28 protein-coding genes and 1 pseudogene are annotated in these 23111 nt (G+C 64.5%); 17 read left to right on the forward strand and 12 right to left on the reverse strand.

All coding sequences use genetic code 11. The features are described from left to right. The first annotated feature begins 103 nt into the window (after nt 1–103). From HAP54_RS37590 to HAP54_RS37610, 5 genes are all read left to right on the forward strand, one after another. Nucleotides 104–373, forward strand: a complete 270-nt coding sequence (locus tag HAP54_RS37590; RefSeq protein WP_029082620.1) for a hypothetical protein — start codon at nt 104–106, stop codon at nt 371–373. 210 nt (nt 374–583) lie between these two features. Further along, nucleotides 584–1873 (forward strand): hemolysin family protein, encoded by a 1290-nt coding sequence (locus HAP54_RS37595; protein ID WP_166295706.1) that lies wholly within the window; start codon nt 584–586, stop codon nt 1871–1873. 119 nt (nt 1874–1992) lie between these two features. Continuing rightward, the gene (locus tag HAP54_RS37600; RefSeq protein ID WP_166295709.1) at nt 1993–2592 is read left to right on the forward strand and encodes a formyltransferase family protein; all 600 of its coding nucleotides are present in this window, start codon (nt 1993–1995) and stop codon (nt 2590–2592) included. A 194-nt stretch (nt 2593–2786) separates the two neighbouring features. Continuing rightward, complete coding sequence (locus tag HAP54_RS37605; RefSeq protein ID WP_084518554.1) at nt 2787–3146, forward strand: hypothetical protein; 360 nt, start codon at nt 2787–2789, stop codon at nt 3144–3146. Between the two features lie 121 nt (nt 3147–3267). Then, on the forward strand, nt 3268–3645 hold the full coding sequence (locus HAP54_RS37610) for a hypothetical protein (RefSeq protein WP_414645956.1): 378 nt from the start codon (nt 3268–3270) through the stop codon (nt 3643–3645). A 200-nt stretch (nt 3646–3845) separates the two neighbouring features. Here the strand turns inward: HAP54_RS37610 and HAP54_RS37615 are convergent, their stop codons facing one another. Then, nucleotides 3846–4244, reverse strand: coding sequence for a RidA family protein (locus HAP54_RS37615; RefSeq protein ID WP_166295715.1), 399 nt, complete (start codon nt 4242–4244; stop codon nt 3846–3848). 227 nt (nt 4245–4471) lie between these two features. On the opposite strand from HAP54_RS37615, the gene HAP54_RS37620 reads away from it, so the two are divergent. After that, nucleotides 4472–5347, forward strand: coding sequence for a DMT family transporter (locus HAP54_RS37620; RefSeq protein WP_166295718.1), 876 nt, complete (start codon nt 4472–4474; stop codon nt 5345–5347). Between the two features lie 79 nt (nt 5348–5426). Here HAP54_RS37620 and HAP54_RS37625 read toward each other — a convergent pair whose 3' ends face one another. Together HAP54_RS37625 and cysK are read right to left on the reverse strand one after the other, a co-directional pair. After that, on the reverse strand, nt 5427–5666 hold the full coding sequence (locus HAP54_RS37625; protein WP_029082626.1) for a BrnA antitoxin family protein: 240 nt from the start codon (nt 5664–5666) through the stop codon (nt 5427–5429). Between the two features lie 18 nt (nt 5667–5684). Then, on the reverse strand, nt 5685–6659 hold the full coding sequence (gene cysK / locus HAP54_RS37630) for a cysteine synthase A (RefSeq protein ID WP_166295720.1): 975 nt from the start codon (nt 6657–6659) through the stop codon (nt 5685–5687). 228 nt (nt 6660–6887) lie between these two features. On the opposite strand from cysK, the gene HAP54_RS37635 reads away from it, so the two are divergent. Further along, a complete protein-coding gene (locus tag HAP54_RS37635; protein WP_029082628.1) occupies nt 6888–7103 on the forward strand; it encodes a hypothetical protein in 216 nt (71 codons plus the stop codon). Nucleotides 7104–7112: 9 nt separating this feature from the next. Here the strand turns inward: HAP54_RS37635 and tgt are convergent, their stop codons facing one another. Beyond that, nucleotides 7113–8246, reverse strand: a complete 1134-nt coding sequence (gene tgt, locus HAP54_RS37640; protein ID WP_166295723.1) for a tRNA guanosine(34) transglycosylase Tgt — start codon at nt 8244–8246, stop codon at nt 7113–7115. A gap of 207 nt (nt 8247–8453) precedes the next feature. Here tgt and HAP54_RS37645 point away from each other — a divergent pair, with 207 nt between their 5' ends. The 6 genes and pseudogenes from HAP54_RS37645 (at nt 8454) to HAP54_RS37670 (ending at nt 13456) form a co-directional block, all read left to right on the forward strand. Then, complete coding sequence (locus HAP54_RS37645; protein ID WP_224741602.1) at nt 8454–9632, forward strand: patatin-like phospholipase family protein; 1179 nt, start codon at nt 8454–8456, stop codon at nt 9630–9632. A 95-nt stretch (nt 9633–9727) separates the two neighbouring features. Next, nucleotides 9728–10501 carry a TetR/AcrR family transcriptional regulator gene (locus tag HAP54_RS37650; protein WP_166295726.1) on the forward strand — a complete coding sequence of 258 codons (774 nt, stop codon included), beginning with the start codon at nt 9728–9730 and terminating at the stop codon, nt 10499–10501. A gap of 321 nt (nt 10502–10822) precedes the next feature. Further along, the gene (locus HAP54_RS37655; protein WP_312022787.1) at nt 10823–11407 is read left to right on the forward strand and encodes a PepSY domain-containing protein; all 585 of its coding nucleotides are present in this window, start codon (nt 10823–10825) and stop codon (nt 11405–11407) included. 267 nt (nt 11408–11674) lie between these two features. Beyond that, nucleotides 11675–12712 (forward strand): aspartate-semialdehyde dehydrogenase, encoded by a 1038-nt coding sequence (locus HAP54_RS37660; protein WP_166295731.1) that lies wholly within the window; start codon nt 11675–11677, stop codon nt 12710–12712. Between the two features lie 194 nt (nt 12713–12906). Further along, nucleotides 12907–13059: pseudogene (locus HAP54_RS37665) on the forward strand (tautomerase family protein); the annotation flags it as partial. A gap of 82 nt (nt 13060–13141) precedes the next feature. Continuing rightward, nucleotides 13142–13456, forward strand: a complete 315-nt coding sequence (locus tag HAP54_RS37670; RefSeq protein WP_224742084.1) for a hypothetical protein — start codon at nt 13142–13144, stop codon at nt 13454–13456. An 81-nt stretch (nt 13457–13537) separates the two neighbouring features. On the opposite strand, the gene queA is transcribed toward HAP54_RS37670, so the two are convergent. The 5 genes from queA to coaD form a co-directional block, all read right to left on the reverse strand. Next, on the reverse strand, nt 13538–14620 hold the full coding sequence (gene queA, locus HAP54_RS37675) for a tRNA preQ1(34) S-adenosylmethionine ribosyltransferase-isomerase QueA (RefSeq protein ID WP_166295734.1): 1083 nt from the start codon (nt 14618–14620) through the stop codon (nt 13538–13540). 142 nt (nt 14621–14762) lie between these two features. Further along, on the reverse strand, nt 14763–15227 hold the full coding sequence (locus HAP54_RS37680; protein WP_016846097.1) for a peptidylprolyl isomerase: 465 nt from the start codon (nt 15225–15227) through the stop codon (nt 14763–14765). Continuing rightward, the gene (locus tag HAP54_RS37685) at nt 15203–15643 is read right to left on the reverse strand and encodes a TonB C-terminal domain-containing protein (RefSeq protein WP_166295737.1); all 441 of its coding nucleotides are present in this window, start codon (nt 15641–15643) and stop codon (nt 15203–15205) included. The genes HAP54_RS37680 and HAP54_RS37685 overlap by 25 nt, the downstream gene beginning before the upstream one ends. A 6-nt stretch (nt 15644–15649) precedes the next feature. After that, the gene (locus HAP54_RS37690) at nt 15650–16213 is read right to left on the reverse strand and encodes a peptidylprolyl isomerase (RefSeq protein WP_166295739.1); all 564 of its coding nucleotides are present in this window, start codon (nt 16211–16213) and stop codon (nt 15650–15652) included. Between the two features lie 47 nt (nt 16214–16260). After that, entirely contained in the window at nt 16261–16758 is a 498-nt protein-coding gene (gene coaD, locus HAP54_RS37695) for a pantetheine-phosphate adenylyltransferase (protein WP_166295742.1), read from the reverse strand. A 268-nt stretch (nt 16759–17026) separates the two neighbouring features. Between coaD and HAP54_RS37700 the strand changes: the two genes are divergently transcribed. The 3 genes from HAP54_RS37700 (at nt 17027) to HAP54_RS37710 (ending at nt 19758) form a co-directional block, all read left to right on the forward strand. Beyond that, complete coding sequence (locus HAP54_RS37700) at nt 17027–17284, forward strand: hypothetical protein (protein WP_166295745.1); 258 nt, start codon at nt 17027–17029, stop codon at nt 17282–17284. A gap of 199 nt (nt 17285–17483) precedes the next feature. Continuing rightward, nucleotides 17484–19382, forward strand: a complete 1899-nt coding sequence (locus HAP54_RS37705) for a potassium transporter Kup (RefSeq protein WP_166306780.1) — start codon at nt 17484–17486, stop codon at nt 19380–19382. Nucleotides 19383–19497: 115 nt separating this feature from the next. Continuing rightward, nucleotides 19498–19758 carry a hypothetical protein gene (locus HAP54_RS37710; protein WP_224741601.1) on the forward strand — a complete coding sequence of 87 codons (261 nt, stop codon included), beginning with the start codon at nt 19498–19500 and terminating at the stop codon, nt 19756–19758. A 26-nt stretch (nt 19759–19784) separates the two neighbouring features. On the opposite strand, the gene HAP54_RS37715 is transcribed toward HAP54_RS37710, so the two are convergent. Then, nucleotides 19785–21119, reverse strand: a complete 1335-nt coding sequence (locus HAP54_RS37715; protein WP_166295748.1) for an IS1182 family transposase — start codon at nt 21117–21119, stop codon at nt 19785–19787. Between the two features lie 6 nt (nt 21120–21125). On the opposite strand from HAP54_RS37715, the gene HAP54_RS37720 reads away from it, so the two are divergent. Then, nucleotides 21126–21923, forward strand: coding sequence for a phosphotransferase family protein (locus HAP54_RS37720; RefSeq protein WP_224741600.1), 798 nt, complete (start codon nt 21126–21128; stop codon nt 21921–21923). Between the two features lie 36 nt (nt 21924–21959). Here the strand turns inward: HAP54_RS37720 and HAP54_RS37725 are convergent, their stop codons facing one another. Next, nucleotides 21960–22151 carry a hypothetical protein gene (locus HAP54_RS37725; protein ID WP_166295751.1) on the reverse strand — a complete coding sequence of 64 codons (192 nt, stop codon included), beginning with the start codon at nt 22149–22151 and terminating at the stop codon, nt 21960–21962. Then, complete coding sequence (locus tag HAP54_RS37730) at nt 22148–22957, reverse strand: transglutaminase-like domain-containing protein (protein ID WP_166295754.1); 810 nt, start codon at nt 22955–22957, stop codon at nt 22148–22150. Before HAP54_RS37730 ends, HAP54_RS37725 begins: the two co-directional genes overlap by 4 nt. Between the last annotated feature and the right edge of the window lie 154 nt (nt 22958–23111).

Raw genomic sequence — 23111 nt, forward strand, 5'->3', positions numbered from 1 at the left:
TGCAGCTCTCGCCGCCTCAAGCTCACCCGCGCAACATAGCGTTAGGTGAAACGGCGCGAATCAGCGTTACCTTGCAACTGATCACTTCGTGGGATTTGGCGGCATGACCCAGCCCGACGTCTTGGATCAGAAGATTTTGGATCAGAAGATTCTGGATCGGAATATTCGCGAGCTGCAGGAATGGCTGCGCAAGGCCTGGCAGCAGCTTGCGGACCCCTCGCTCACCGCGTTTTCCCGCCGCGAATTGCGCAACCAGATGAAGCAGTGCAGTGCCGATTTGCGCACGCAGCTGCAGGCTGCCGAACGAGCGCCGAGACAGCCTGCATCGCCTGCAAGAAAGTTCGCCAAACCGGAGCTGCGGATACTCGCGTAGAGCTTGATACCGTGACGCGGGCATCCACGAACCGCGGCTCCAATCGCCACATCAGCCCGCGCGCCAAAATGCCGCGATCTCCTGCTGCATGCGCGCCATACGCACGCTCTGCTTGTGCAGGGACGTCCGACAGGGCGCAGCAAAGCCGCGCCGGTATGCCTATATAGGGCGTCGTGCAGCGGCCGACGCCGCCCAAGCTCAGGGACTCCCGTGTTATATCTGGAACTCGCGATCGTGGCGGTCTTGATCGTCGTCAACGGTCTGTTGTCGATGTCGGAACTCGCCATCGTCTCCTCTCGTCCGGCGCGCCTCGCGGCGCTGGTCGAACGCGGCGTCAGCGGTTCGCGCCGTGCGCTTGCGCTGGCCTCCAATCCCGGAAAATTCCTCTCCACCGTGCAGATCGGCATCACGCTGATCGGCGTGCTGTCGGGCGCCTTCTCGGGCGCAACGCTCGGCCAGCGCCTCTCGCAATGGCTGTTCGAGCTCGGACTGCCGGCAAACGTCGCCGACGCCGCCGGTGTCGGCATCGTCGTCGGCGTGATCACCTATGCCTCGCTGATCGTCGGCGAACTGGTGCCGAAACAGATCGCGCTGCGCGATCCGGAGTCGATCGCGGTCAAGGCTGCGCCTGCCATGACGGTGATGGCAAAACTGTCGCTGCCGGTGGTGTGGCTGCTCGACCGCTCCGGCAAGGCGTTGCTCTGGCTGCTCGGCCATCGCGAGGATGCGCAGGACCGCGTCAGCGAGGACGAAATCAAGACGCTGGTGGTGGAAGCCGAGAACGCCGGCGTGCTCGAGCCCGGCGAAAAGGAGATGATCGCCGGCGTGATGCGGCTCGGCGATCTGCCGGTCGGCGCCGTGATGACGCCGCGCCACGAAGTCAGCCTGATCGACCTCGCCGCTCCCGCGCCCGAGATCCTCGCAACGCTGCAGAAGAGCAGCCACTCGCGCTGCGTGGTGTTCGACGGCAACCGCGATCATGCGCTCGGCATCGTGCAGGCCAAGGACGTGCTCGACGTCTACCTCGCCGGCCAGGCGCCCGACATCCGCGCGCTGACGCGCGATGCGCCGATCATCCCGGAAACGGTGGACGCCCGCGACGTGGTCGCGATCCTGCGCGACTCCGCAGTGCATATCGGCCTCGTGCATGACGAATACGGCACCTTCCAGGGCGTAGTCACCAGCGCCGATATCCTTGAGGCCATCGTCGGCGCCTTCCATACCGAGGAAGGTCCGGCCGAGCCCGCTTATGTCAGGCGCGACGACGGCTCCTATCTGATCTCGGGCTGGATGCCCGCGCTCGAATTCAGCGAACTGCTCGGCATCGCGCTGCCCTCTCCGCGCCCCTACCAGACCGCGGCCGGCTTCCTGCTGCATGAATTCGGCGCCATCCCCGATGTCGGCGCCAAAACCACGGCGCAGGGCTGGGAATTCGAGATCGTCGACCTCGACGGCCGGCGCATCGACAAGGTTCTGGTGAGCAAGCAGCCGGCGGCCTGAGATTGCCACCCGGCCGGCTTGTTGATAACGGGCAGGACAGCAAAACAGGCCGCCGCGGTGTGCTATCGGCATAGCGGCAGCCCGAATAGACCCAGAATAACCCCCACGGAATTCATCCCATGCGCATTACCCTTGTCGGTTCCCGCCATTTCGGCGTGACGACCCTGAACATGCTGCGCGAGCATCACGTCACGCTCGTCAGGGTGGTCGTCCATGACGGCGAGGACCGGCTGGCGGCAGCGGCCAGGGCGGCCGGCATCGAGGTCGTCGTTCAGGCCGCCCCCAAGCTGGTCACGGCCGCCGAGATCGCCCCGGGCACCGATCTGATCGTGACCGCCCACAGCCACGCCCGCGTCAGCAAGGAGGCGCTTGCCGTGGCCAAGCTTGGCGGTGTCGGGTACCACCCATCGCTGCTGCCCCGCCACCGCGGCATCGCGGCGGTGGAGTGGACCATCAAGGAAGGCGATCCGATCGCTGGCGGCAGCATCTATCACCTCGCCGACCGCATGGACGCGGGCGCAATCGCGGCGCAGGACTGGGTGTTCGTCAAGAAAGGCGAGACCGCCCGCGAACTGTGGGAGCGCGCGCTGGCGCCGCTCGGTCTGCGTCTGCTCGCCGAGGTCATCGACTACGGCAAGGTCAACGGCTCGCTGCCGGCCAAGCCGCAGGATGAGCAGTTTGCAACCAAGGCGCCAAACCTAAGCGGTACCAAGCACTAAGGCGAAATAAGGTACTTAGATACCTCATTTCGTGAGTCGCGTAGGCAAATTTCTCGTTCCTGATCCGGAACCAGATTCACCATGATGTGTTTGAGTTCACAGGAACATTCTGGGGCTCCCGCGACGCAGCAAATTTTGAACACATTGTGACAGGATAAGCCGCGTCATCACACGAAATTACAGGGATTTGATTCATGCGTTCGATCCGCATTCGCGACCTGATTTTGGTCACTTCGGTCGCTTCGGCTGCTGCCCTCACCGCTGCTCCCGTGTCCGCGCAGCAGCCCTATGACGGCCTCTGGAGCGTCACAGTCGTCACGAAGACCGGTAGCTGCGAGCCGTCGTCCAGTTCGACGGTGAATGTCGTCGAAGGAAAGATCTCGGCGCAGGGTGCGGCGATCTCCGGCACCGTGGGCAGCGGGGGACTTGTGCGAGTCTCGATCAATGGTGCATATGCGAACGGACAACTCAGTGGCAACTCCGGATCGGGGAAGTGGAATGGGGCATCAGCTGGCGTACCGTGCAGCGGCCGATGGGAAGCGTCCCGTCAGTAAGATCACCAGCCTATCAAGTTTCTTCGCCAGCGCGCGGCGGCCAGCATTTGCAGCCGCCGCGTTTTTCGTGACTGCATTGGCCGGCACCGCAGGCCATGCGCAGTCCAGCCCGTTCGCCGGCATGGCTGGCACCTGGTCGGGCGGCGGCTCGGTCACGCTCGACGACGGCTCCAGCGAGCGGATTCGCTGCCGCGCGACCTACCGTGTCGGCGGCCCGAACATGACCATGAGCCTGACCTGCGCCAGCGACGCCTACAAGTTCAACCTGGCTGCCGACGTGCAGGCTGAAGGCAGCGCCGTCAGAGGCTCGTGGAGCGAGACCAGCCGCAATGTCAGCGGCGACCTGCGAGGTCGCGGCGGCGGCGGCAACTTCCAGGTCGTTGCCAGCGCTCCCGGCTTCAACGCCGACATCTCGATGCGCACCTCCGGCAACAAGCAGTCCGTCACCATCAGGCCCGACAGCCAGTTCCGCGGCGCCAACATCACGCTGTCGAAGTAATCGATCGCTCTGCCGACGAGATAAAGCCCTCGGGTCATCCCCGAGGGCTTTTTGCTGGCCGCGCAACAATGACGTCGCACGCGTCTCGGCGTTGCTAGAGCATTCTCGGTTCTGATTGGATCAGAACCGAGAATGCTCTAGATTCCTTTTTTGACGCGTTTTCTTCACGCGAACCGGCGTCCACTTCGCTCGAAAACGCTCTATGCGGCGGGCACGAACGCCGTGACCTCGATCTCGACCTTGGCGCGCTGATCGACCAGCCCGTCGATATAGAGCAGCGTGGACGGCGGGAAATTGCGCCCGAGCGTCTCCTTCCACGCCGCGCCGATGCCGGCGCCCGCGGCCTCGTATTCGCTGCGGCTGGTCAAGTACCAGGTCAGGCGGACGATGTGCTCGGGACCGGCGCCGGCTTCGCTCAAGAGCCTGACGATGCGCTTCAGCGCCGTGCCGACCTGGGCTGCCATGTCGGGGACGTAGTCGCCCTTTTCGTCGCCGCCGGTCTGCCCCGCCAGCACGATCCATTTGCCCGGAGCGTCGAACGCGACACCGTGCGAGAAGCCGCGGGGTTTCGACCATTCGGCCGGTTGCAAGACACGCATGAGCAGATCCTCCTGATGTGATTGTCATTCCGGGATGGCTCGTAGAGCCAGACCCAGAATCTCGAGATTCCGGGTTCGCCCGTTTCACGTGCGCCCCGGAATGACAGCATGGTCGATGCTGCTTAGCAGAGATCACGTGGTCGACACATCACCACGCCGGCAGAATTGCACGTTGCAAATTCGTATCGGCTCGCCGATACCGGGTACCCCTCACCTCGTTTCCCGTCATGGATCGCACACCCTCAAAAACCCGCGCAGCGCTGTGGATGTCGGGTTGGCTCGCGCTCATGCTGATCGTGGCGGTGGCCGGCCGCGAGGCGACGCGCGAGGTCAACGTGTTCCAGCTGATGGCGGTTCGCGGCGTGCTCGGCTTCGTGATGCTCTATCCGCTGATCCACATGAACGGCGGGTTCGCGATCGTGAAGACCGCACGCGTGCACGTCCACATCGCGCGCAACCTGGTTCATTTCTGCGCGCAGCTCGGCTGGTTCTATGCGCTGACACTGATCCCGATCGGCCAGGTGGTCGCGATCGAGTTCACGATGCCGATCTGGACCGCGATCCTGGCGGCAAGCTTTCTCGGCGAACGGATGACGTCCTGGAAGATCGTCGCGATCGTGCTTGGCCTGGTCGGCGTGTTCGTCATCGTGCGACCGGCGACCGGCGCGATCAATCCGGGCCAGCTGATCGCGCTCGCCGCGGCCGTCGGCTTCGGGATCTCGGTCGCGGTGGTCAAGTCGCTGACGCGGACCGAACAGACGCTGACGATCCTATTCTGGATGCTGGTGGTGCAATCGCTCGCGAGCATCGGGCCCGCGCTCTATGTCTGGACCTGGCCGCCGCTCTCGACCTGGGGCTGGCTCGCTGCGATCGCGTTCTGCGGCACGTTCTCGCATTACTGCATGGCGCGCGCCCTGCTCCACGCGGACGCAACCGTGGTGATCCCGATGGATTTCATCCGCGTGCCGCTGACGGCAATCGTCGGCTGGCTGATCTACGCCGAGCAGCTCGATGCCTACACGGTGCTCGGCGCGGCCATGATCCTGGCCGGCAACCTCCTGAACCTGAAGCCGGGCGCAGCGGCGCTGGCGCGCGCACGGTGACACTCGCGGCCCGCCGCGCAGGCCGCCGCATAACAACAAGCCCGGGGACCATCCCGGGCTTGCTTGTTTTGGAAGTGCGCTACTTCCCGGCGGCCTTGCGCAGCGCCGCGTTGATGCGGTCCTGCCAGCCGGGGCCGCCCTCCTGGAAATATTGCAGCACGTCCTGATCGATCCGCAGCGTGACCTGCTCGCGGACGCCGGGGACGGCGACAGTCTTTGGCACCGCGTCCGCGACCTTGGTGGTGGCGCGCTTGAACGCCGCCTCGGCCTCGCTGCGGGCATCGTTCAGGGTTCGCGGTCGCCTCGGCTGATCGGCCATATCCTGGATTCCTGTGTCTCAAATTCCTTCAAACAACGCCGTCGAGAGATAGCGCTCCGAGAACGACGGCACAATCGCCAGGATAGTCTTGCCCGCAGCCTCCGGCCGCTTGCCGATCTGCAAGGCGGCCGCGATCGCGGCCCCCGAGGAAATGCCGCCGGGGATTCCTTCGTTGCGCGCCAGCGCGCGCGAGGTCTCGATCGCGGTCGCGCTGTTGATCTTGACGATCTCGTCGATCACCGAGCGATCGAGGATGTCAGGGATGAAACCCGCGCCGATGCCCTGAATCTTGTGCGGCGTGTGCTGGCCGCCCGACAGCACCGGGCTCTCCTCCGGCTCCACTGCGACGATCCGCAAGGACGGCTTGCGGGGCTTCAGCACCTGCCCGACCCCGGTGATGGTGCCGCCGGTGCCAACGCCGGCGACGAAATAGTCGATGTCGCCGCCGGTATCATTCCAGATCTCCTCGGCGGTGGTGCGGCGATGGATTTCAGGATTGGCGAGGTTCTTGAATTGTTGCGGCATCACCGCGTTGGGCGTCGTGCGCACCAGTTCTTCCGCGGCAGCGATCGAGCCCTTCATGCCCTGCGCGGCCGGCGTCAGCACGATCTCGGCGCCGAGGAAGGCCAGCATGCGCCGCCGCTCGATCGACATCGATTCCGGCATCACGAGCTTCAGCCGATAGCCGCGCGACGCGGCGACATAGGCGAGCGCAATGCCGGTATTGCCTGAGGTCGGCTCGATCAGCACGGTGTCGGCGTTGATGATGCCCGCCTTCTCCATCGCCACGATCATCGCCGCGCCGATGCGGTCCTTCACGCTGGCCGCCGGATTGAAGTATTCCAGCTTGGCGAGGATCGTCGCGTGGACGCCACCCGCCTGCGGCAATCTGCGCAGGCGTACGATCGGGGTCGAGCCGATCGCATCGACGATGGAGTCGAAGACGCGGCCGCGTCCGGGTTGCACTGCACTCGTTGTCGACGGCGCGTCCATTCAGGCGGCTCCTGTTGCGGGATATGCTGGGAATATGCGGTCTTCTCTCATTAGAAGCAGCGCATCATGACGCGCAAGTGAGAAACCGCCGAGGCACAAATTCGTTGCATCGCAAAAATGAGAACCTGCGCAAATAACGTAAAACCTACGCATTTGTGTTGCGACAAGGTCAAACAAGTGCGTCTATATACTTTCGTCAGGTGCAGCTCAGAACGCAAAGGAGGTCACATGCCAGCTCTCGCTGAAGTTCTGTCGACCGCAGCGTCCAGGCCCGATCCGCGCGGCAGCGATTTGCCGACCTGTCCGGTGTGTGCGGACTCCATGATCGCGGCAGAAGCGTCCGCGTACCTCCAAGACAATTTGATCAGCTATCTCTGGACCTGCGACACCTGTGGTTACGGGTTCGTCACCAAGCACACGGTCAAACCGATCGTGTGCAACTGATCACACAGCTCACCTCGGAGCGATGTCCCCGCGCGCCCAACCGGCGCGCGTTTTCGTTCTGAACGTCTCAAATGTGCCGTTTGTGACCGCGTCACGGATGCCCTGCATCAGCTCCTGGTAATAGGCGACGTTGATTTCGGACAGCAGCATTGCCCCAAGCGTTTCGCCCGCACGCACCAGATGGTGCAGATAGGCGCGCGAATAGCTGCGTGCCGCCGGCCACGGGCTCTCTTCATCGAGCGGGCGCGGATCGTCGACGTGCCGGGCATTGCGCAGGTTGATCTGGCCGAAGCGGGTGAACGCCATGCCGTGGCGCCCGTTCCGTGTCGGCATCACACAGTCGAACATGTCGACGCCGCGCGCTACCGCCTCGAGAATGTCCTCCGGCGTGCCGACGCCCATCAGATAACGCGGCCGATCGGCCGACAGCGCCGGCGCGGTCTCCTCGATCATCGACAACATCACCGCCTGCGGCTCGCCGACCGCCAGCCCGCCGATCGCATAGCCGTGAAAGCCGATATCGGTGAGCCCGCGCGCGCTGGCGTGCCTGAGATCAGGGACATCGCCGCCCTGCACGATGCCGAACAGCATGTAGCCGTCAGGCGCCGCCTCGAATGCGCGCTTGGAGCGTTCGGCCCAGCGCAGCGACAGCTGCATCGCCCGCTCGATGTCGGCGCGCTCGGCGGGCAGCCGCACGCATTCGTCCATCTGCATCGCGATGTCGGAGCCGAGCAGAAGCTGCACCTCGATCGAGCGCTCCGGCGACAGCTCGACCTTGGCGCCATCGATATGCGAGCGGAAGGTCACGGCCTTCTCGGTCACCTTGCGCAGCTCCGAGAGCGACATGACCTGGAAGCCGCCGGAGTCCGTCAGCATCGGACCGCCCCAGCCGGTGAAGCGCTGCAGGCCGCCAAGCCCGGCGATCCGCTCGGCACCCGGCCGCAGCATCAGATGATAGGTGTTGCCGAGCACGATATCGGCGCCGGCATCGCGCACCTCGCGCCAATGCATGCCCTTCATCGCGCCGGCCGTGCCGACCGGCATGAACGCGGGCGTTCGCACCAGGCCATGCGGCGTGGTCAGGCGCCCGGTGCGGGCAGCGCCGTCGGTTGCCAATAGCTCGAACTGATTGGGAAGATTCATGCGGCTGCTTATTGCGTGTCACTGACGCCCGATCAACCCGTCGGATAACGCCTCTCGCCCGACTTCGTGAACGCCGGCACCCGGATCGACGCTTGCTTCGGGCCAGCCACCACGTTAAACAAAACGAAACCGTATCGTTTTATGTCGATAATGAGGCAACGGGCTTCCCGCCGTGCCGCAATCCACGCAGAGACGTGACTGGCAGAGATGTTTTCACACCCTAGCGCCCGGCCTCGGGGCATCCGCCCTCGCACGACGGCTGCCGGCGCGATCCGGCATGCCGCTCTGCTGTGCGGCCTCGCCTTCGCGCTGGCGGCCTGCAGCTCGCTGCCGCGGACGCCCTACACGGCGGCCGACGCCGTCAATTCACGGGTGCTCGATCTCGACGGGCTGCGCCGCTACGCCGACGAGCCTGCGTCCAAATTCCGGCTCGACAAGAGCGACGTCGCCCCGATCAAGACCTATCTCGCCCTCTCCGGCGGTGGCGCCGACGGCGCCTACGGCGTGGGTGTCCTCAACGGCTGGACCGCGGCCGGCAATCGCCCGGCCTTCTCGGTCGTCTCCGGCGTCAGCACCGGCGGACTCATTGCGCCCTTTGCGTTCCTTGGCCCGCGCTACGATGACACGCTGAAGGAGGTCTACACCTCAGGCATCGCGGAGAGCCTGCTGCAGGACCCGAGCCTGATGCGGGTGCTGTTCAGCTCCGGCCTGTTCGGCAACAAGCGGCTGCGCGAGCTGGTGGCGCGCTACGTCGGCCAGGACATCCTGAGCGAGGTGGCGCGCGAAAACGCCAAGGGCCGAAAGCTCCTGATCGTCACCACCGATCTCGACACCCAGCGCACGGTGATCTGGGACATGGGGCGGATCGCCACTGTGGGAACGCCCGAGGCGCTGCAGCTGTTTCGTGACGTGATGGCCGCCTCCGCCAGCATCCCGCTGGTGTTTCCGCCGATCATGATCGATGCCGAGGGCCAGGGAAAACGCTTCCAGGAGATGCATGTCGATGGCGGCGTGACGGCACCGGTGCTGACGCTGCCGGACGCACTCCTGTTCCGGGAGCGCAGCTGGCCGGCCAATAGCCGGATGAACATCTACATCCTGGTCAACAAGAAGCTCGAGGGAAACTTCGAGCTGGTGTCGAACTCCACGATCGACGTCGCCTCCCGCAGCATTTCGGCGATCACACAGGCGCAAACCCGCTCCGTGATCCTCTCGACCTATGATTTCGCCCAGCGCAACCGCCTCGGCTTCCATTTGTCCTATATCGAGCGCGATTATCCGGCGCCGGAGACGCAAGGCTTCGATACGGCCTATATGCGCGCGCTGTATCAGTACGGATACGAGAAGGCCGCCGCGGGGTACGCCTGGACCGCGACGCCGCCATGAGCGGCCCGCCTCCGGTACCACCGAATGGACGAATCCGTACCGCGCGGGTTATAGACCGGACAGACCCGTCCGACGCACAACGAGATGAATGGGCAATGGGATTGACCGCAACCAAGGCCAAGGGCGCCAAACAGCCGGCCAAACGCGGCGTGATCAAGTCACGCGGCGGCCGGCCGACCCGGGATGCCGCGATCGAGCGCGACCAGCGGCTGATCGAGGTTGCCACCCGCCTGTTCCTCGAGCGTGGCTTTGATGCGACGTCGATCGATGCGGTGGCCGAGGCCGCCCGCGTCAGCAAGCCTACCGTCTATGGACAGTATGGCGACAAGCGCGGCCTGTTCGCCGCGGTGCTACGGCGCGAAATTGCCCGCTGGCTTGCCCCACTCGCCGCCGCGGCTGCCGAAATGCAGGGCGACGGCAATTGCGATGGTTTGGTCGAGGAGCGGCTGATCGATCTCGGCCGCCAGTTGCTGGTGCTGAATTGCAGCGCGGACTCCATCGCCTTCAGCCGGATCCTGACCGCGCAGGCGATCAACTTCCCCGAGGTCGCCAAACTTGCCGTCGACGAGGGCTGGTCGAAAGCGGTTTCCACGACGGCGGATTTCTTCGAGCACTTGGTCGACAAGGGCGCCCTCGATCTCGAGGACACCACGATCGCGGCCGAGACCTTCCTCAACATGGTGGTCGGCCACACCCATCGGATGGCAACCTTCGGGATCCCGATCGACATGAAGACCGCCGAGACGCGGATGGAGGTCTCGATCCGGCTGTTCCTTGCGGGCGCCGTCGGGCCGCAGGATCGGCTGCGCGAGGCCGCCAAGGAGGCGGCCAAAGAGGTAGCAAAGGGGCGCCGCCGGCCGGCCCGCTGACAGTTTTTATAGGATCATTGCATCGTCTTACACGTTGCCGTGATGAGCCTTGAACGAAACAGAACGAAACCGTATTGTTTAGTTGCAACGAGGCGCAGAATCCGGATCAGCCCCCCAAGGGTTTTGGCGCCGACTTGTAACTTCGACCGTCACGACGGGGCTGCCGCCATCGCTCTGTCTGAACGTTCGGCGGCCGACCTCTGACTAACCGGGGTCGGCCGCACCTTTCTCGGCCCGCGCGGCCGCTGCAAGCGCGGGCAACGCGCAAAGTTCGATACAGGTTCGACGATGAGGACAGGACGATTGCGCGCATTGAGGTATTTGGCATTGGGAACGCGGCTGCTTGCAACCGCGCTGCTGGCCCTGCCCTTCGCGGCGCCGGCCCATGCGATCACGAGTTCGGCTGCCGCGGCCCTCACCCCGCGTGACAATGACAACGCGCTCGACGTGCATGCGGTTCGCCGCGAGCTCGACAGCTTCCAGGCCGCCCAGATTTCGCTGCGCAAGGCGATGGCGATTGCGGAGGCGCTGCACTCCGGTGCGATCACCGCCGACATCAGCTTTGACGGCGCATCGCTTCCCGCGGTCTACCGGGTCAAGACCATGCAGCAGGACCGCATCTGGCACCACGCCATCGACGCTGCGACCGGTGAAGTGGTGGGTGGCGAGGCCGCCTCGCCGCTGACGTCGCTGGGCGCCGAGGACCGCGGCAACCTCGTCGTGCTCAAGGCGCTCCGGCACCGTCTGTCGGATGCGGTGCGCGTCGCCGAACGCTCGACCTCGGGAAAGGCGATCAGCGGCGGCCTGATGCGCGAGCGCGGCAAGCTGAATTTCGTGATCGTGGTGCTCGCCGGCAGCGATCTGAAAGAGGTGATCCTCGAGCCGCCCGGCGCACGGCGACGGTGAGGCCTGCCAGATTTTCGCCCAAAAGCCGTTGACGGACGCCGATCTCTGCCGCATAAGTCCGAACCATGATCACCGCGACCAAACGCACCACCAAAACCACCAAGCCCTCCGGGGCCTCGGGAGGCGTGCGCGCGTAGTCGGTCGAACCGCATCTCTCTACCCGAAGCCCCGCCTGATGAAGGTCCGGGGCTTTTTTGTTGTCTGCAGCACAGCCTGATCCGGAAAAGTGGAAACCGGTTTTCCGACAAGATCACGCTCAAACCCCGAATGGAGGACAAAGTGAGTAACGATCCCGTCGTCGCGATTGTCGGCGTCACCGGCGCAGTCGGCGCCGAATTCATCGCCACCATGGACAAGCGCGGCTTCCGCGTCGGCAAGCTGAAGGCGCTGGCGAGCGCCCGCTCGGCCGGCAAGACCGTCGCGTTCCGCGGCAAGCCGGTCGTGATCGAGGAGCTGACCGAGCGCGCCTTCGAGGGTGTCGACATCGCGCTGTTCTCGGCCGGCAGCGGCATCTCGAAGAAGTTCGCGCCGCTGGCAGTGAAGTCCGGTGCGGTCGTGGTCGACAATTCCTCGGCGTTCCGGATGGATCCGAACGTGCCGCTGGTGATCCCCGAGATCAACGCCAACCGCATCCGCGACCACAAGGGCATCATCGCCAACCCGAACTGCGCCGCCATCACCGCGCTGGTGCCGCTATGGCCGATCCACCAGAAGAACCGCATCAAGCGCGTGATCATCTCGACCTATCAGGCCGCGAGCGGCGCCGGTGCTGCTGCAATGGAAGAGCTCGTCGAATCGACCCGCGCCAGTCTCAACGGACAGGTCTACACGCCGAAGGTGATGCCGCACCCCTACGCCTTCAACCTGTTCAACCACAACACGGCTGTTGACCCCGAGACCGGCTACAACGACGAAGAGACCAAGGTCATCAAGGAGACCCGCAAGATCTTCGAGGACGACAAGATTGCGATCGGCGTGACCTGCGTGCGGGTGCCGGTGCTGCGCGCGCATTGCGAGGCGATCACCTTCGAATGCGAGAAGCCGATCACCGAGGACCAGGTCCGCGCGATCATGGCGCAGGCGCCGGGCGTCAAGATCGTCGACGATCGCGCCAAGAACTACTTCCCGATGCCGATCGACGCCTCCGGTCAGGACGACGTGCTGGTCGGCCGCATCCGCAAGGATCTGAGCGATCCTTCTGGCCACTCGATCTCGATGTTCGTCGCGGCCGATCAGCTGCTCAAGGGCGCCGCGCTGAACGCGGTGCAGATCGCCGAGCTCTTGCCCGAACGCGCGATGGCGTGAGCGATAATGGAAGGTGGGCAAGGCGCGCGAGCGCCGCGCCCACCCTCAACCCAACAAGCAAGAGCAGGACGTATCATGCCAAGCACTCGGATCACGACCGGCATTTGGGCCCGCGGCATCGAGGCCCAGGTGATCGGAGCCGTCCAGGACGCCCTGCTCGCCGCGCTAAAATCCCTGACTACGACCGCGATGTCGTGCTCGACCTCCATGATGACGCCACCCGGATCGTTCCAACGGGCCGATCGGAGCGCTATACACGCATCGAGATTTTCCTGTTTTCCGGACGATCGCTGGAAGCCAAGAAAGCCCTCTACAGCGCCGTGGTGGCGAACCTCTCCGCCCTCGGAGTGCCCGCGAATGAGATCAAGACCGTTCTGATCGAGATTCCACCCGACAATTGGGGCTTGCAGCGGCGTCGACGCGTTCCTGATGGGCTTTGGCAACGATGTCATCAACGGTGGCGGCGGCGTGGATTATGCCTGGGGCAGCGGCGGTTCGGATACTTTTGTGATCACCGATGCCGCTCCCGAGGTCATGGTGATCGAGGACTTCAATGCGGGTGGCGTCAACGACCTGCTGAATTTTGCCGGCACGTCGCTGCACTCATTTGCCGACGTGCAGGCCGCCTCGTTCTACTCGCCGGGCATCAACACGACCATCATCACCGATGCCGCCGGCAACGCGGCCTGGCTGATCGGCGTGGGCCCCTCGCAGCTCAGTGCGAGCATGTTCACGTTCACCTGACGCTGAAGGAGCCGGGCATCTGTCCGGCTCTTCTCCGGGACACCAGAGCCGTGATGGGCGGACCTCGCCCATCCTGGGGTTTTACCGGTCCTGCTTGTCGCGGAACAACAAACAGGCATCGCCGTATGAATAAAACCGGTAGCCGTCCCTGATCGCGTGCGCGTAGGCGCGCTGCATCGTCTCGAGGCCTGAGAAGGCCGAGACCAGCATGAACAGCGTCGAGCGCGGCAGATGGAAGTTTGTCAGCAGCATATCGACCGCGCGGAAGCGGTAGCCCGGCGTGATGAAGATCGAGGTCTCGGCCGCAAACGGCTGGAGCGTGCCGTCGGCATTGGCAGCGCTTTCCAGAAGCCGCAGCGACGTGGTGCCGATCGCGACGATCCGGCCGCCTCTGGCGCGCGCGGCGTTCAGCGCGGCGGCGGTCTCGGCGGTGATGCAGCCCCATTCGGCATGCATCTTGTGCTCGGAGGTTTCGTCCACCTTGACCGGCAGGAACGTCCCTGCCCCGACATGCAGCGTGAGCTGATGCAGGTCGACGCCGCGGCTCTTCAGTGCGGCCTGCAGCGCCGACGTAAAATGCAGCCCCGCCGTCGGCGCTGCGACCGCGCCTTCATTGGCGGCGAACATGGTCTGGTAGTCGCTGACGTCCTGGTCGTCGGGCGTGCGCTTGGAGGCGATGTAGGGCGGCAGCGGCGTGACGCCGACATCTGCAATGGCCTGGTCGAGCGCGGGGCCATGGAACGAGAATGACAGCGTCACCTCGCCTTCCTGCCCCTTTGCCTCGACGGTCGCATCGAGATGGCCGAGCAGGCAGACCTTGCCCTCATTGCCGAAGCGGATGGTGTCGCCGGGGCTGAGCTTCTTCGCCGGCTTCACCAGCGCCTGCCAGCGCGAGCCGTCGAGCCGCTTGATCAGCGTCGCCTCGATCTTCGGCTCGGTCTCGCGTCCGATGCGGCGGCCCTTGAGCTGGGCCGCGATCACCTTGGTGTCGTTGACGACGATCTGATCGCCCGGCTCCAGCCAATGCGGCAGCTCGGCGATGGTGGCGTCGCGCAGCACGCCGTCGGGATGCACCACCAGCATCCGCGCGGCATCACGCGGGCTCGCGGGGCGGAGCGCGATGCTGTCGGGCGGGAGCTCGAAGTCGAAGAGATCGGTGCGCATGGTCAAGCTGTCATTGCCGGGCATAGTCGTTCGAAGAACGGCGTCGCTTCCGCTCGCCTATGCCCGGCAATCCATCATCTACGAACAAACTTCCAAGGATCGATGGATGCCCCGGTCAAGCCCGGGCATGACCACCTGCATCTCAAGCCGCGTCGGCGGCCATGCGCGCCTTAACGATCTTGTCGGGATCCTTCACCGGCTCGCCGCGCTTGATCTTGTCGACATTCTCCATGCCCTCGGTGACCTTGCCCCAGACCGTGTACTGGCCGTTGAGGAAGGAGGCGTCGTCGAAGCAGATGAAGAACTGGCTGTCGCCGGAATCCGGATTGGCGGCGCGGGCCATCGAGGCGGTGCCGCGGACATGCGGCTCCTTGTTGAATTCGGCTTTCAGCTTCTTGCCGGAGCCGCCCATGCCGGTGCCCTGCGGACAGCCGGTCTGCGCCATGAAGCCGTCGATCACGCGGTGGAACACGATGCCGTCGTAGAAGCCTTCGCGCACCAGTTCCTTGATCCGCGCGACATGGCCGGGCGCGAGGTCCGGGCGCATCTCGATCGTGACCGGGCCCTGCGTGGTTTCGAGGATCAGAGTATTTTCGGTAGCAGCCATGCTCGCTTCTCCTGGCTTCGGGGTGGATACTTCTTGTTCCTGAACGGGATCGCGAACGGACGGCCAGCCACCGCGCCGCCCAGACTCTCGGTAAATGGCAACGGCGTGCAGCGTTGCAACGCCTCCATCACCGCGACCCGGTATGCGATCCGGTCATTGTCGGTGGCTTCCTGCGATTCATAGCTGATCCTCGGATGTCCGAGGATCGCGCCCTCGCGGTTGAAGCTGACAATGACGGTAATGTCGATCGGGCCGGCCTTGTCCGCCGGCGGCGGCCGCCAGCAGCGGTGGATGGCCAGCACCACATCCTTAATCGTATTGAGTTGCTCCGGCTCGGCCGCCACCGACCCGGGCAGCGCGAGCCACACCGCGAGCGGCGCGGCGAACCAGGCAAGTGGTCTGCTGCGCGCCGCCATCGCGGATCACTTGACGTCGGATGCGACCTGCACCTTCACCATCTTGTCGGGATCGGTGACGCTGCCGCTGGGCGAGCCCGCAGGCGCCTTCTTCAGCTTGTCGACCACGTCCATGCCCGACACCACCTCGCCGATCACGGTGTACTGGCCGTTGAGGCTCGGGCCGTCGGCGAACATGATGAAGAACTGCGAATTGGCGCTGTCGACGCTATCGCCGCGCCGGGCCATGCCGACGATGCCGCGCTTGAACGGAACCTGCGAGAACTCCTGCTTCAGGTTCGGATATTTCGAGCCGCCGGTGCCGTTGAAATTCTGGCCGTCGCCGGTCTGCGCCATGAAGCCGTCCATCACCCGATGGAACGGCACGTTGTCGTAGAAGCCCTCGCGCGCGAGCTGCTTGATGCGCTCGGCATGCTTCGGCGCGATGTCGGTGCGCAGCTTGATGACGATGCGGCCCTTGGTGGTGTCGATCACGATCGCATTGGCCTTGTCGAGACCGGCGGGCAGCGGTTGCGCGACCGCGGGCACGACGCAAAGCAGCGCGGCGACGAATGCAAGAATGCGGATCATGGAAACTCCGGATCTCTGGACGTTCGGGATGTGGCAGGCAGCCGGGGTCAGCCGGCGAATTTGGCCTTCAGGCTAGCGGCGACCGATGACGGCACGAATGCAGAGAAGTCGCCGCCCATCTGGGCGATTTGGCGCACCAGTGTGGCGGTGATCGGGCGGACCGCGACCGACGCCGGAACGAACACGGTATGCACCTCGGGCGCCATCGCCTCGTTCATGCCGGCGAGTTGCATCTCGTAGTCGAGATCGGTGCCGTCGCGCAGGCCGCGAATCATGATGGTCGCGCCGAGCTTGCGCGCCGCCGTCACCGTCAAATTGTCATAGGTGGTGCAATCCAAGGCACAGCCCGCTTGCTGGGCGATCGGGCCGCACAGCTCGCGGAGCATGTCCAGCCGTTCCTCGGTCGTGAACAGCGGCTTTTTACCGGCGTTGATGGCGACGGCAACCACCAGGCGGTCGCACAGGCCGACGGCCTGTCGGACCACGTCCAGATGGCCGTTGGTCACGGGATCGAAGGAACCAGGATAGATCGCGATACGGGGCATAGCCCGTCCTAACCCGCCCCGCTCGCCCCGGCAAGCGGCCTTGGTTCCATCGATACCCACAAAACATTTTGTCGCTCGTCCAGTGAACGAGTCCTGGGATGCCAGCGTCTACGTGGGTGAATGTTTCGTCGGCCGCTGGCGGACGAAACAAAACCGGCCCCCGACGAAACCATTTCCCGCGGTGGCGAAGACACCAGGAAACGTGCGGCCGGTAGAGATTGCACAACGAAACGACGGGCCCGGGGGGCTCGTTCACATGGGGACCGTCATGATCAAGGCATTTTCCGCCATCGCTGTTGCCGCGTTCATCGCCGCCGCGCTCACCATTCTGCCGGGCTTTGCTCCGCAGGTCGAAGCCTCCACTCCGCGGCCGCTCGCCAAGGCCGATCGTCTCGATATCCATCTGGTCGGCAAGGACTGTTCGCAGCAGGCCTGGCCGAATTTCGAGGCCTCCTGCCTGCGCTCCGCCGGCACCAAGACGGTGGTTCGCGAAGCCCGCCTCGTCACCGCCGACCGCACCCCGTAGTTCGTTTCCAAGCAAAGCAGACACCGCTCCGACGTCACCGGAACGGACAGCCCTCGTCAGCCTGGCGTAAGCTCAGGCCGTCACACAAATCCCAATGGTAATTTGCGGCGTCCCGTCGCAGACTATCGTCTAAGGCGCCCGTCCGGATGATCCGGCGGGCGCAAGCCATCAGGGGATTGCCGTGACGAGTACGCCCGCGATCGTTTCTTCTGGCCACCCTCCGAGCAGTCCGATCCCGGTTGCCGTCACCCTCGGTGCCTTGGGCGTCGTCTATGGCGACATCGGAACCAGCCCCCTCTACGCCCTCAAGGAAGCCGCCAAGGCCGCCACCCATGGCGGACCGCTCACCGAGAGCGCGGTGCTCGGCGTGGTCTCGCTGATCCTGTGGGCGCTGATCCTCATCATCTCGGTCAAATATGCGTTGCTGATCCTGCGCGCGGACAACCGCGGCGAAGGCGGCATCGTCGCCCTGCTGGCGCTGCTGTCGGCGCGCAACGCGGCGCCCGGGACCTGGCGCGCCCATCTTCTGGTCGTCGGGCTGATCGGCGCCGCGCTGCTCTACGGCGACGGCGCGATCACGCCGGCGATCTCGGTGCTCTCGGCGATCGAGGGCCTGAAGGTCGACGCGCCATCGCTGGCGCCGGCCGTGGTGCCGGTCACCGTCGTCATCCTGATCGGCCTGTTCATGATGCAGAAGCAGGGCACGGGCTTCATCGGCAAGATCTTCGGCCCGGTGATGCTGTTCTGGTTCGGGGTGCTCGCAGTGCTGGGCATTCACGGCATCGTCAAGGCGCCCGGCGTGCTGGTTGCGCTGAGCCCGTTCTACGCATTCGATTTCCTGATCCATCAGGATTTTCACGTCAGCTTTGCCATTCTCGGCGCCGCCTTCCTCGCGGTCACCGGCGGTGAGGCGATGTATGCCGACATGGGGCATTTCGGCCGCTTTCCGATCCGGCTCGCCTGGTTCGCCATCTGCCTGCCCGCGCTGGTGCTGAATTATTTCGGCCAGGCCGGGCTCCTGATCACCGACCCGACCGCGATCGACAACCCGTTCTTCCAGTTGTCGCCCGACTGGGCGCATTACCCGCTCGTCCTGCTCGCGACCATCGCCACCGTGATCGCCTCGCAGGCCATCATCTCCGGCGTATTCTCGCTGACCCAGCAGTCGATCCAGCTCGGCTTCCTGCCGCGCATGCATATCGAGCACACCACGAGCGATGCGATCGGCCAGATCTACGTGCCGCTGGTGAACTGGCTGCTCGCGGCCGGGACGCTCGGCGCGGTACTGGCGTTCGGCACCTCGGACGCGCTGGCCGGCGCCTACGGCATCGCGGTGTCGCTGCTGATGGCGATCACCACCCTGCTCGCCGCGCTGGTCGCGATCCAGTGGGGCTATTCGCCGATCATCGTGATCGCGGTGAACGGCTTCTTCTTCATCATCGACGCGATCTTCTTTGCGGCAAACTCGACCAAGCTGTTCGAGGGCGGCTGGTTCCCGCTGCTGCTCGCGGCCGCCGTCGCGTTCCTGATGCTGACCTGGCGCAGCGGCGTGAAGCTGGTCGAGAAGGCACGCGGCAAGCTGCGGCAGCCGGAAGAGGATCTGATCGAGACCGCCGTCAACAAATGCAGCGCCCGCCTGCCCGGCACCGCCGTGTTCCTGGCGTCGGCCCCCAACGGCGTGCCGCTCGCGCTGACCCAGTTCGTCAAGCACAACCACGTGCTGCATCAGCGCGTGCTGCTGGTCACCGTGCTGATCGAGGAGCGGCCAAGGATTTCCGATGAGGAGCGCGCCGAGGTGGTCGAGATCGTCCCGGGCATCACGCGGATCATCCTGCATTATGGCTTCATGCAGTATCCGACGATCTATGAGGGGCTGAAGCTCGCCTGCCAGCAGAGCAAGCTGCCCGGTATCGATCTTTCCGACGTGACCTATTACATCGGCCGCGAGACCATCATCCCGCGCGAGGACGTTCCGGGCATGTGGGTGTGGCGGGAATCGCTGTTCGCCTTCCTGCAGCGCAATGCGGAGCGGACGGCGGCGTTCTTCGGCGTGCCGACCGGTCAGGTCGTGGAGTTCGGCACGGAGATCGAGATCTGATTTCAACGTCTGCGTAGCCCGGATGCAGCGAAGCACAATCTGGGACAAGTGACGGCCGTATCGCAAGCCCCCGGATTTTGCTTCGCTGCATCCGGGCTACGAGTGATCTCCGGGAATGTCAGACGATCCGCCCCTTCAGCTGAAGCCGCGGCTGGCGGTCTCGATCGACCAGGCGCAGGCCATCGTCAACCGAGTCGCGCCGGGCGCAACGGTGCGCGACGTCATCGAGCTGCGCGGCGGCGAGATCAGCACGATCCTCGAGATCGTGCTGGCGGACGCGCCGGGCTGCATCCTCAAGGTCTATCCGGCGCAGCTGCAATGGAAGATGGCGAAGGAGGTCCACGTCCTAGGAGCCCGTCCAGATATGTTTTCGTGACGGGCATTTGTTGTAGAGTAGCAGGCTCAGGCTGCGTTTGCGAGGTTGAACAGCTTGAGGAGGTTATGGACGGTGCAGATCATTGTCCACTCGGCGCGCACTTTCTCGATGCCCCGCAACAGGAACTGGCGGAAGCCTCTTGCCTGTTTGATCTGTCCGAACACCGGCTCCACCACTTGCTTTCGCAATCGGTAGGGTGTTTCGAAGCCGCCATCGTCGATCTTCTTTCGCATGGCCTGTGTCAGCGGGCCGCCGACTTTTCCGTTCGCTACTGTCGGGTGCTTGGCGCGTCCGGGCGCGACATAGCCATCGATGCTGCGTGTGTCGAGCGCTTCGAGATTGGCTTCGCTGCAGTAGCCGGAATCCGCTGAGGCCTGCCGCGGCTTGCGGCCAAGATTGCTCTCGATGGCCTCGATCAGGGGCACCAACTGGCCCTGATCGCTGCCGTGCTGGGTCAGTTCTTGCGCGACAATGATCTGGGCATGTGCATCGACGGCCGCCTGGGCATTATAGGCCTGAACGAAGCCATCCTTCGACTTCATGATGCGGCTTTCCGGATCGGTGAAGTTGCGTTGCGCCTTGGGATTGGGTTCCTCCGATGGCAGCGCCGCCGGTTTGCCCGGCTTCTTGCGGCCTTCGGCCTGGCGCTGCTGTTCCTTTTCGGCCTCGATGCGGCGCTCTTCCTCCGCCGCCAGTTTGGCGTCCGCTTCCAGCGCCGCCATCGCTTGCTGGATCTTCGCCAGCCGTTTCTGCTTGTCGACGGTCCAGTCCGGCAGTTCGTCGCTGTTGCCGAAAGTCTCATCCTCCGAGGCATCCGCCGCCTCGGCGGCCGCCAGCATGCGAGCGACCTCGGCCTTCAATTCCGCCTCGCGCTTCTTCATGCGCTCATAACTCATCGCCTTGTGTTTCGACGCGTTCGCCTTGATCTTCGTACCATCCAGCGCGACATGACCGAGCTTGACCAGCCCGGCCGTCTCGCACAACTTCAGAACCTGCACGAATAGCGCGCCGAGCGCCTTCAAATGTCGCTTGCGAAAGTCGCTGATCGTCCGAAAATCCGGCGCATCCAGCGCCACGATCATCACAAAATCGTTCCGCTCCCGGCAGGCCTTGGCAATCCGACGCGACGAATACAGCCCACTCGCATAGCTATGCAGCAGCAGCGCCACCATCATCCGCGGATCAAACGGCGGCTGCCCAAGCCCGCTCACATAGCTGCCCATGATCTCCCTGAGATCGAGGCTCTCCCGCACCAGATCAACCATAAACCGCGAGACATGGCCTTTCGGCACGAAGTCCTGCACATTCGGCGGCAGAAGCAGCGTCTGATCGATGTTCCAAGGCCGAAAATACTCGCTCATCGCCCAATGTTGAATCAGACCCGACCAGATTTGAACAGCGACTATCCAGACAAGCTCCTAGGGCTGTTGCGCGAGGTCGACATCCCTGTTCCCCGTATTCTCGTCGCCGACGACACGCGCTCGGTGATCGACCTCAGCTTCGTGCTTATGACGAAGCTCCACGGCGTCGTGCTCGGCGGCCGCGAGCGGGCCCTGACCGATCAGCAGCTGTTTGTGATCTACGCTGCCATGGGCGAAGCGCTCCGTCGCATCAACGACGTCACGCTCGACAGCTTCGGCTATATCGGCCCGCACGGGGTCTGGACGCCGCACCCAACCAACCGCGCCTACATGTCCGCCCAGTTCGAGCGAAAGCTGACGGAGTTTTGCACGCGCGGCGGCGACCCGGCGCTCGCCGGGCGGCTCCGGCACAGCATTGCCGCACGCAGCGACCTGCTCGACGCCGCCGACCGGCCCCGCCTGTGCCACTACGATCTCCATGCCGGAAACGTGCTGGTGACGCCGGAAGGCACACCGCAACTCTCAGGCATCGTCGATTTCGAGAATGCCACCGCCGGCGATCCCCTGATGGATATCGCCAAGGCGCTCTATTACTTCACGCCGAAGGATGCGCCCAAGCGCGACGGATTGCTCGCGGGCCACGGCACCCGCGACCGCCCCGACTGGGAAGCCACGATCACGCTCTACCGGCTCGCCTGCACGCTCGAGCTCTGGTGCTGGTTCGCCCAGATCGGCCGGGCGGACGCGCTCTCCGCCCTCACCAGAGAACTCGAGAATTCGGCCGGTCAGGGCTTGGCTCATTGACCCAAATCGGACGTCGACATCGAAGGGCCTGAAGGTCTATTCGCCCGCCGCGAGACGACGAATGCCGGATGCAGTCAGGCCGAGTTCACCGAGCCGTCTGACTGCGTAGCCGAGACCGACAAGGCGCTCCCAGTGCAACTGGGGAATCTCCCGTTGCGCTTCGCCCTTGCCGACCTCGACCAGGGAGGCGAACTCGTCCGAACTGAGGGCTTGGGGATGATCCGTCACGACGCGGCCTCGTCGGTCCAGACCTTGAACGAAATCAGCGTGTTTGGCCCAAACGTCTGCGTGATCGGAACGTCGGACGCATCCCGTCCATGTGCGATCAGAACCCGGCCGATCCGCGGCACGTTGTTGCGCGGATCGAACATATGCCAACGCCCGCCGATATAGGCCTCGAACCAGCCGGCGAAATCACCGGCTGCCCAAGGCAGCGGGGTGCCGATGTCGCTGAGATAGCCGGTGCAATAGCGCGCCGGAATGTTCATGCAGCGGCAGAAGGCAATAGCGAGATGCGCGTAGTCGCGGCACACGCCCTTGCATTCGTTGAAGGCCTCCCACGCCGTCTTGGTGGCGCGGGCGTGCTCGTAGCCGAAAGTGATGTGGCGATGGACGAAATCGCAAATGGCCTGGACCCGCGGCCAGCCCGGCGGCGTGCCCTCGAACAGCTTCCATGCGATTTCCGACAGCCGGTCGGTCTCGCAATAGCGGCTGCCAAGCAGATAGACCAGCGTGTCCGACGGCAGGTCCTCGACCGCGTGCTGGCCGGCCGAAGCAAACACCGGATCAGGCTCGCCGCTGTCGCGCACGACGCCATCGGCCGCCAGCCGCATCGGACCGGCCGGCGCAACGATACGGCTGCACCAATTGCCGAATCCGTCGCGATACGGCGTGATCGGCACTGAGGGGGTAGTGGTCAGGTAGTCGGGGACGATGATGTCGGACGCGCGCGTGAAGTGCGTGCCCAGCACCATGATGATGGGCGTCGGCTGCGGGAACTCGTAGTGCATTTCGAATCCGACGCGAAGCTTCATCCGAAGTACATCCTCTTTGCACCACCGACATGGCTACGAAGCGGGCGAATACAAGGTACGATCTGCCTCGTCGGACAAATACCCGCATCGCGCGAGAAAATGATGGCTATTTGCCGCAATAGCGCGCAGGAACGGCAGCGCTTGCCGAGCTGGC

The organism is Bradyrhizobium sp. 2S1 (genome assembly GCF_011516625.5).
Classification (GTDB): Bacteria; Pseudomonadota; Alphaproteobacteria; order Rhizobiales; family Xanthobacteraceae; genus Bradyrhizobium; species Bradyrhizobium septentrionale.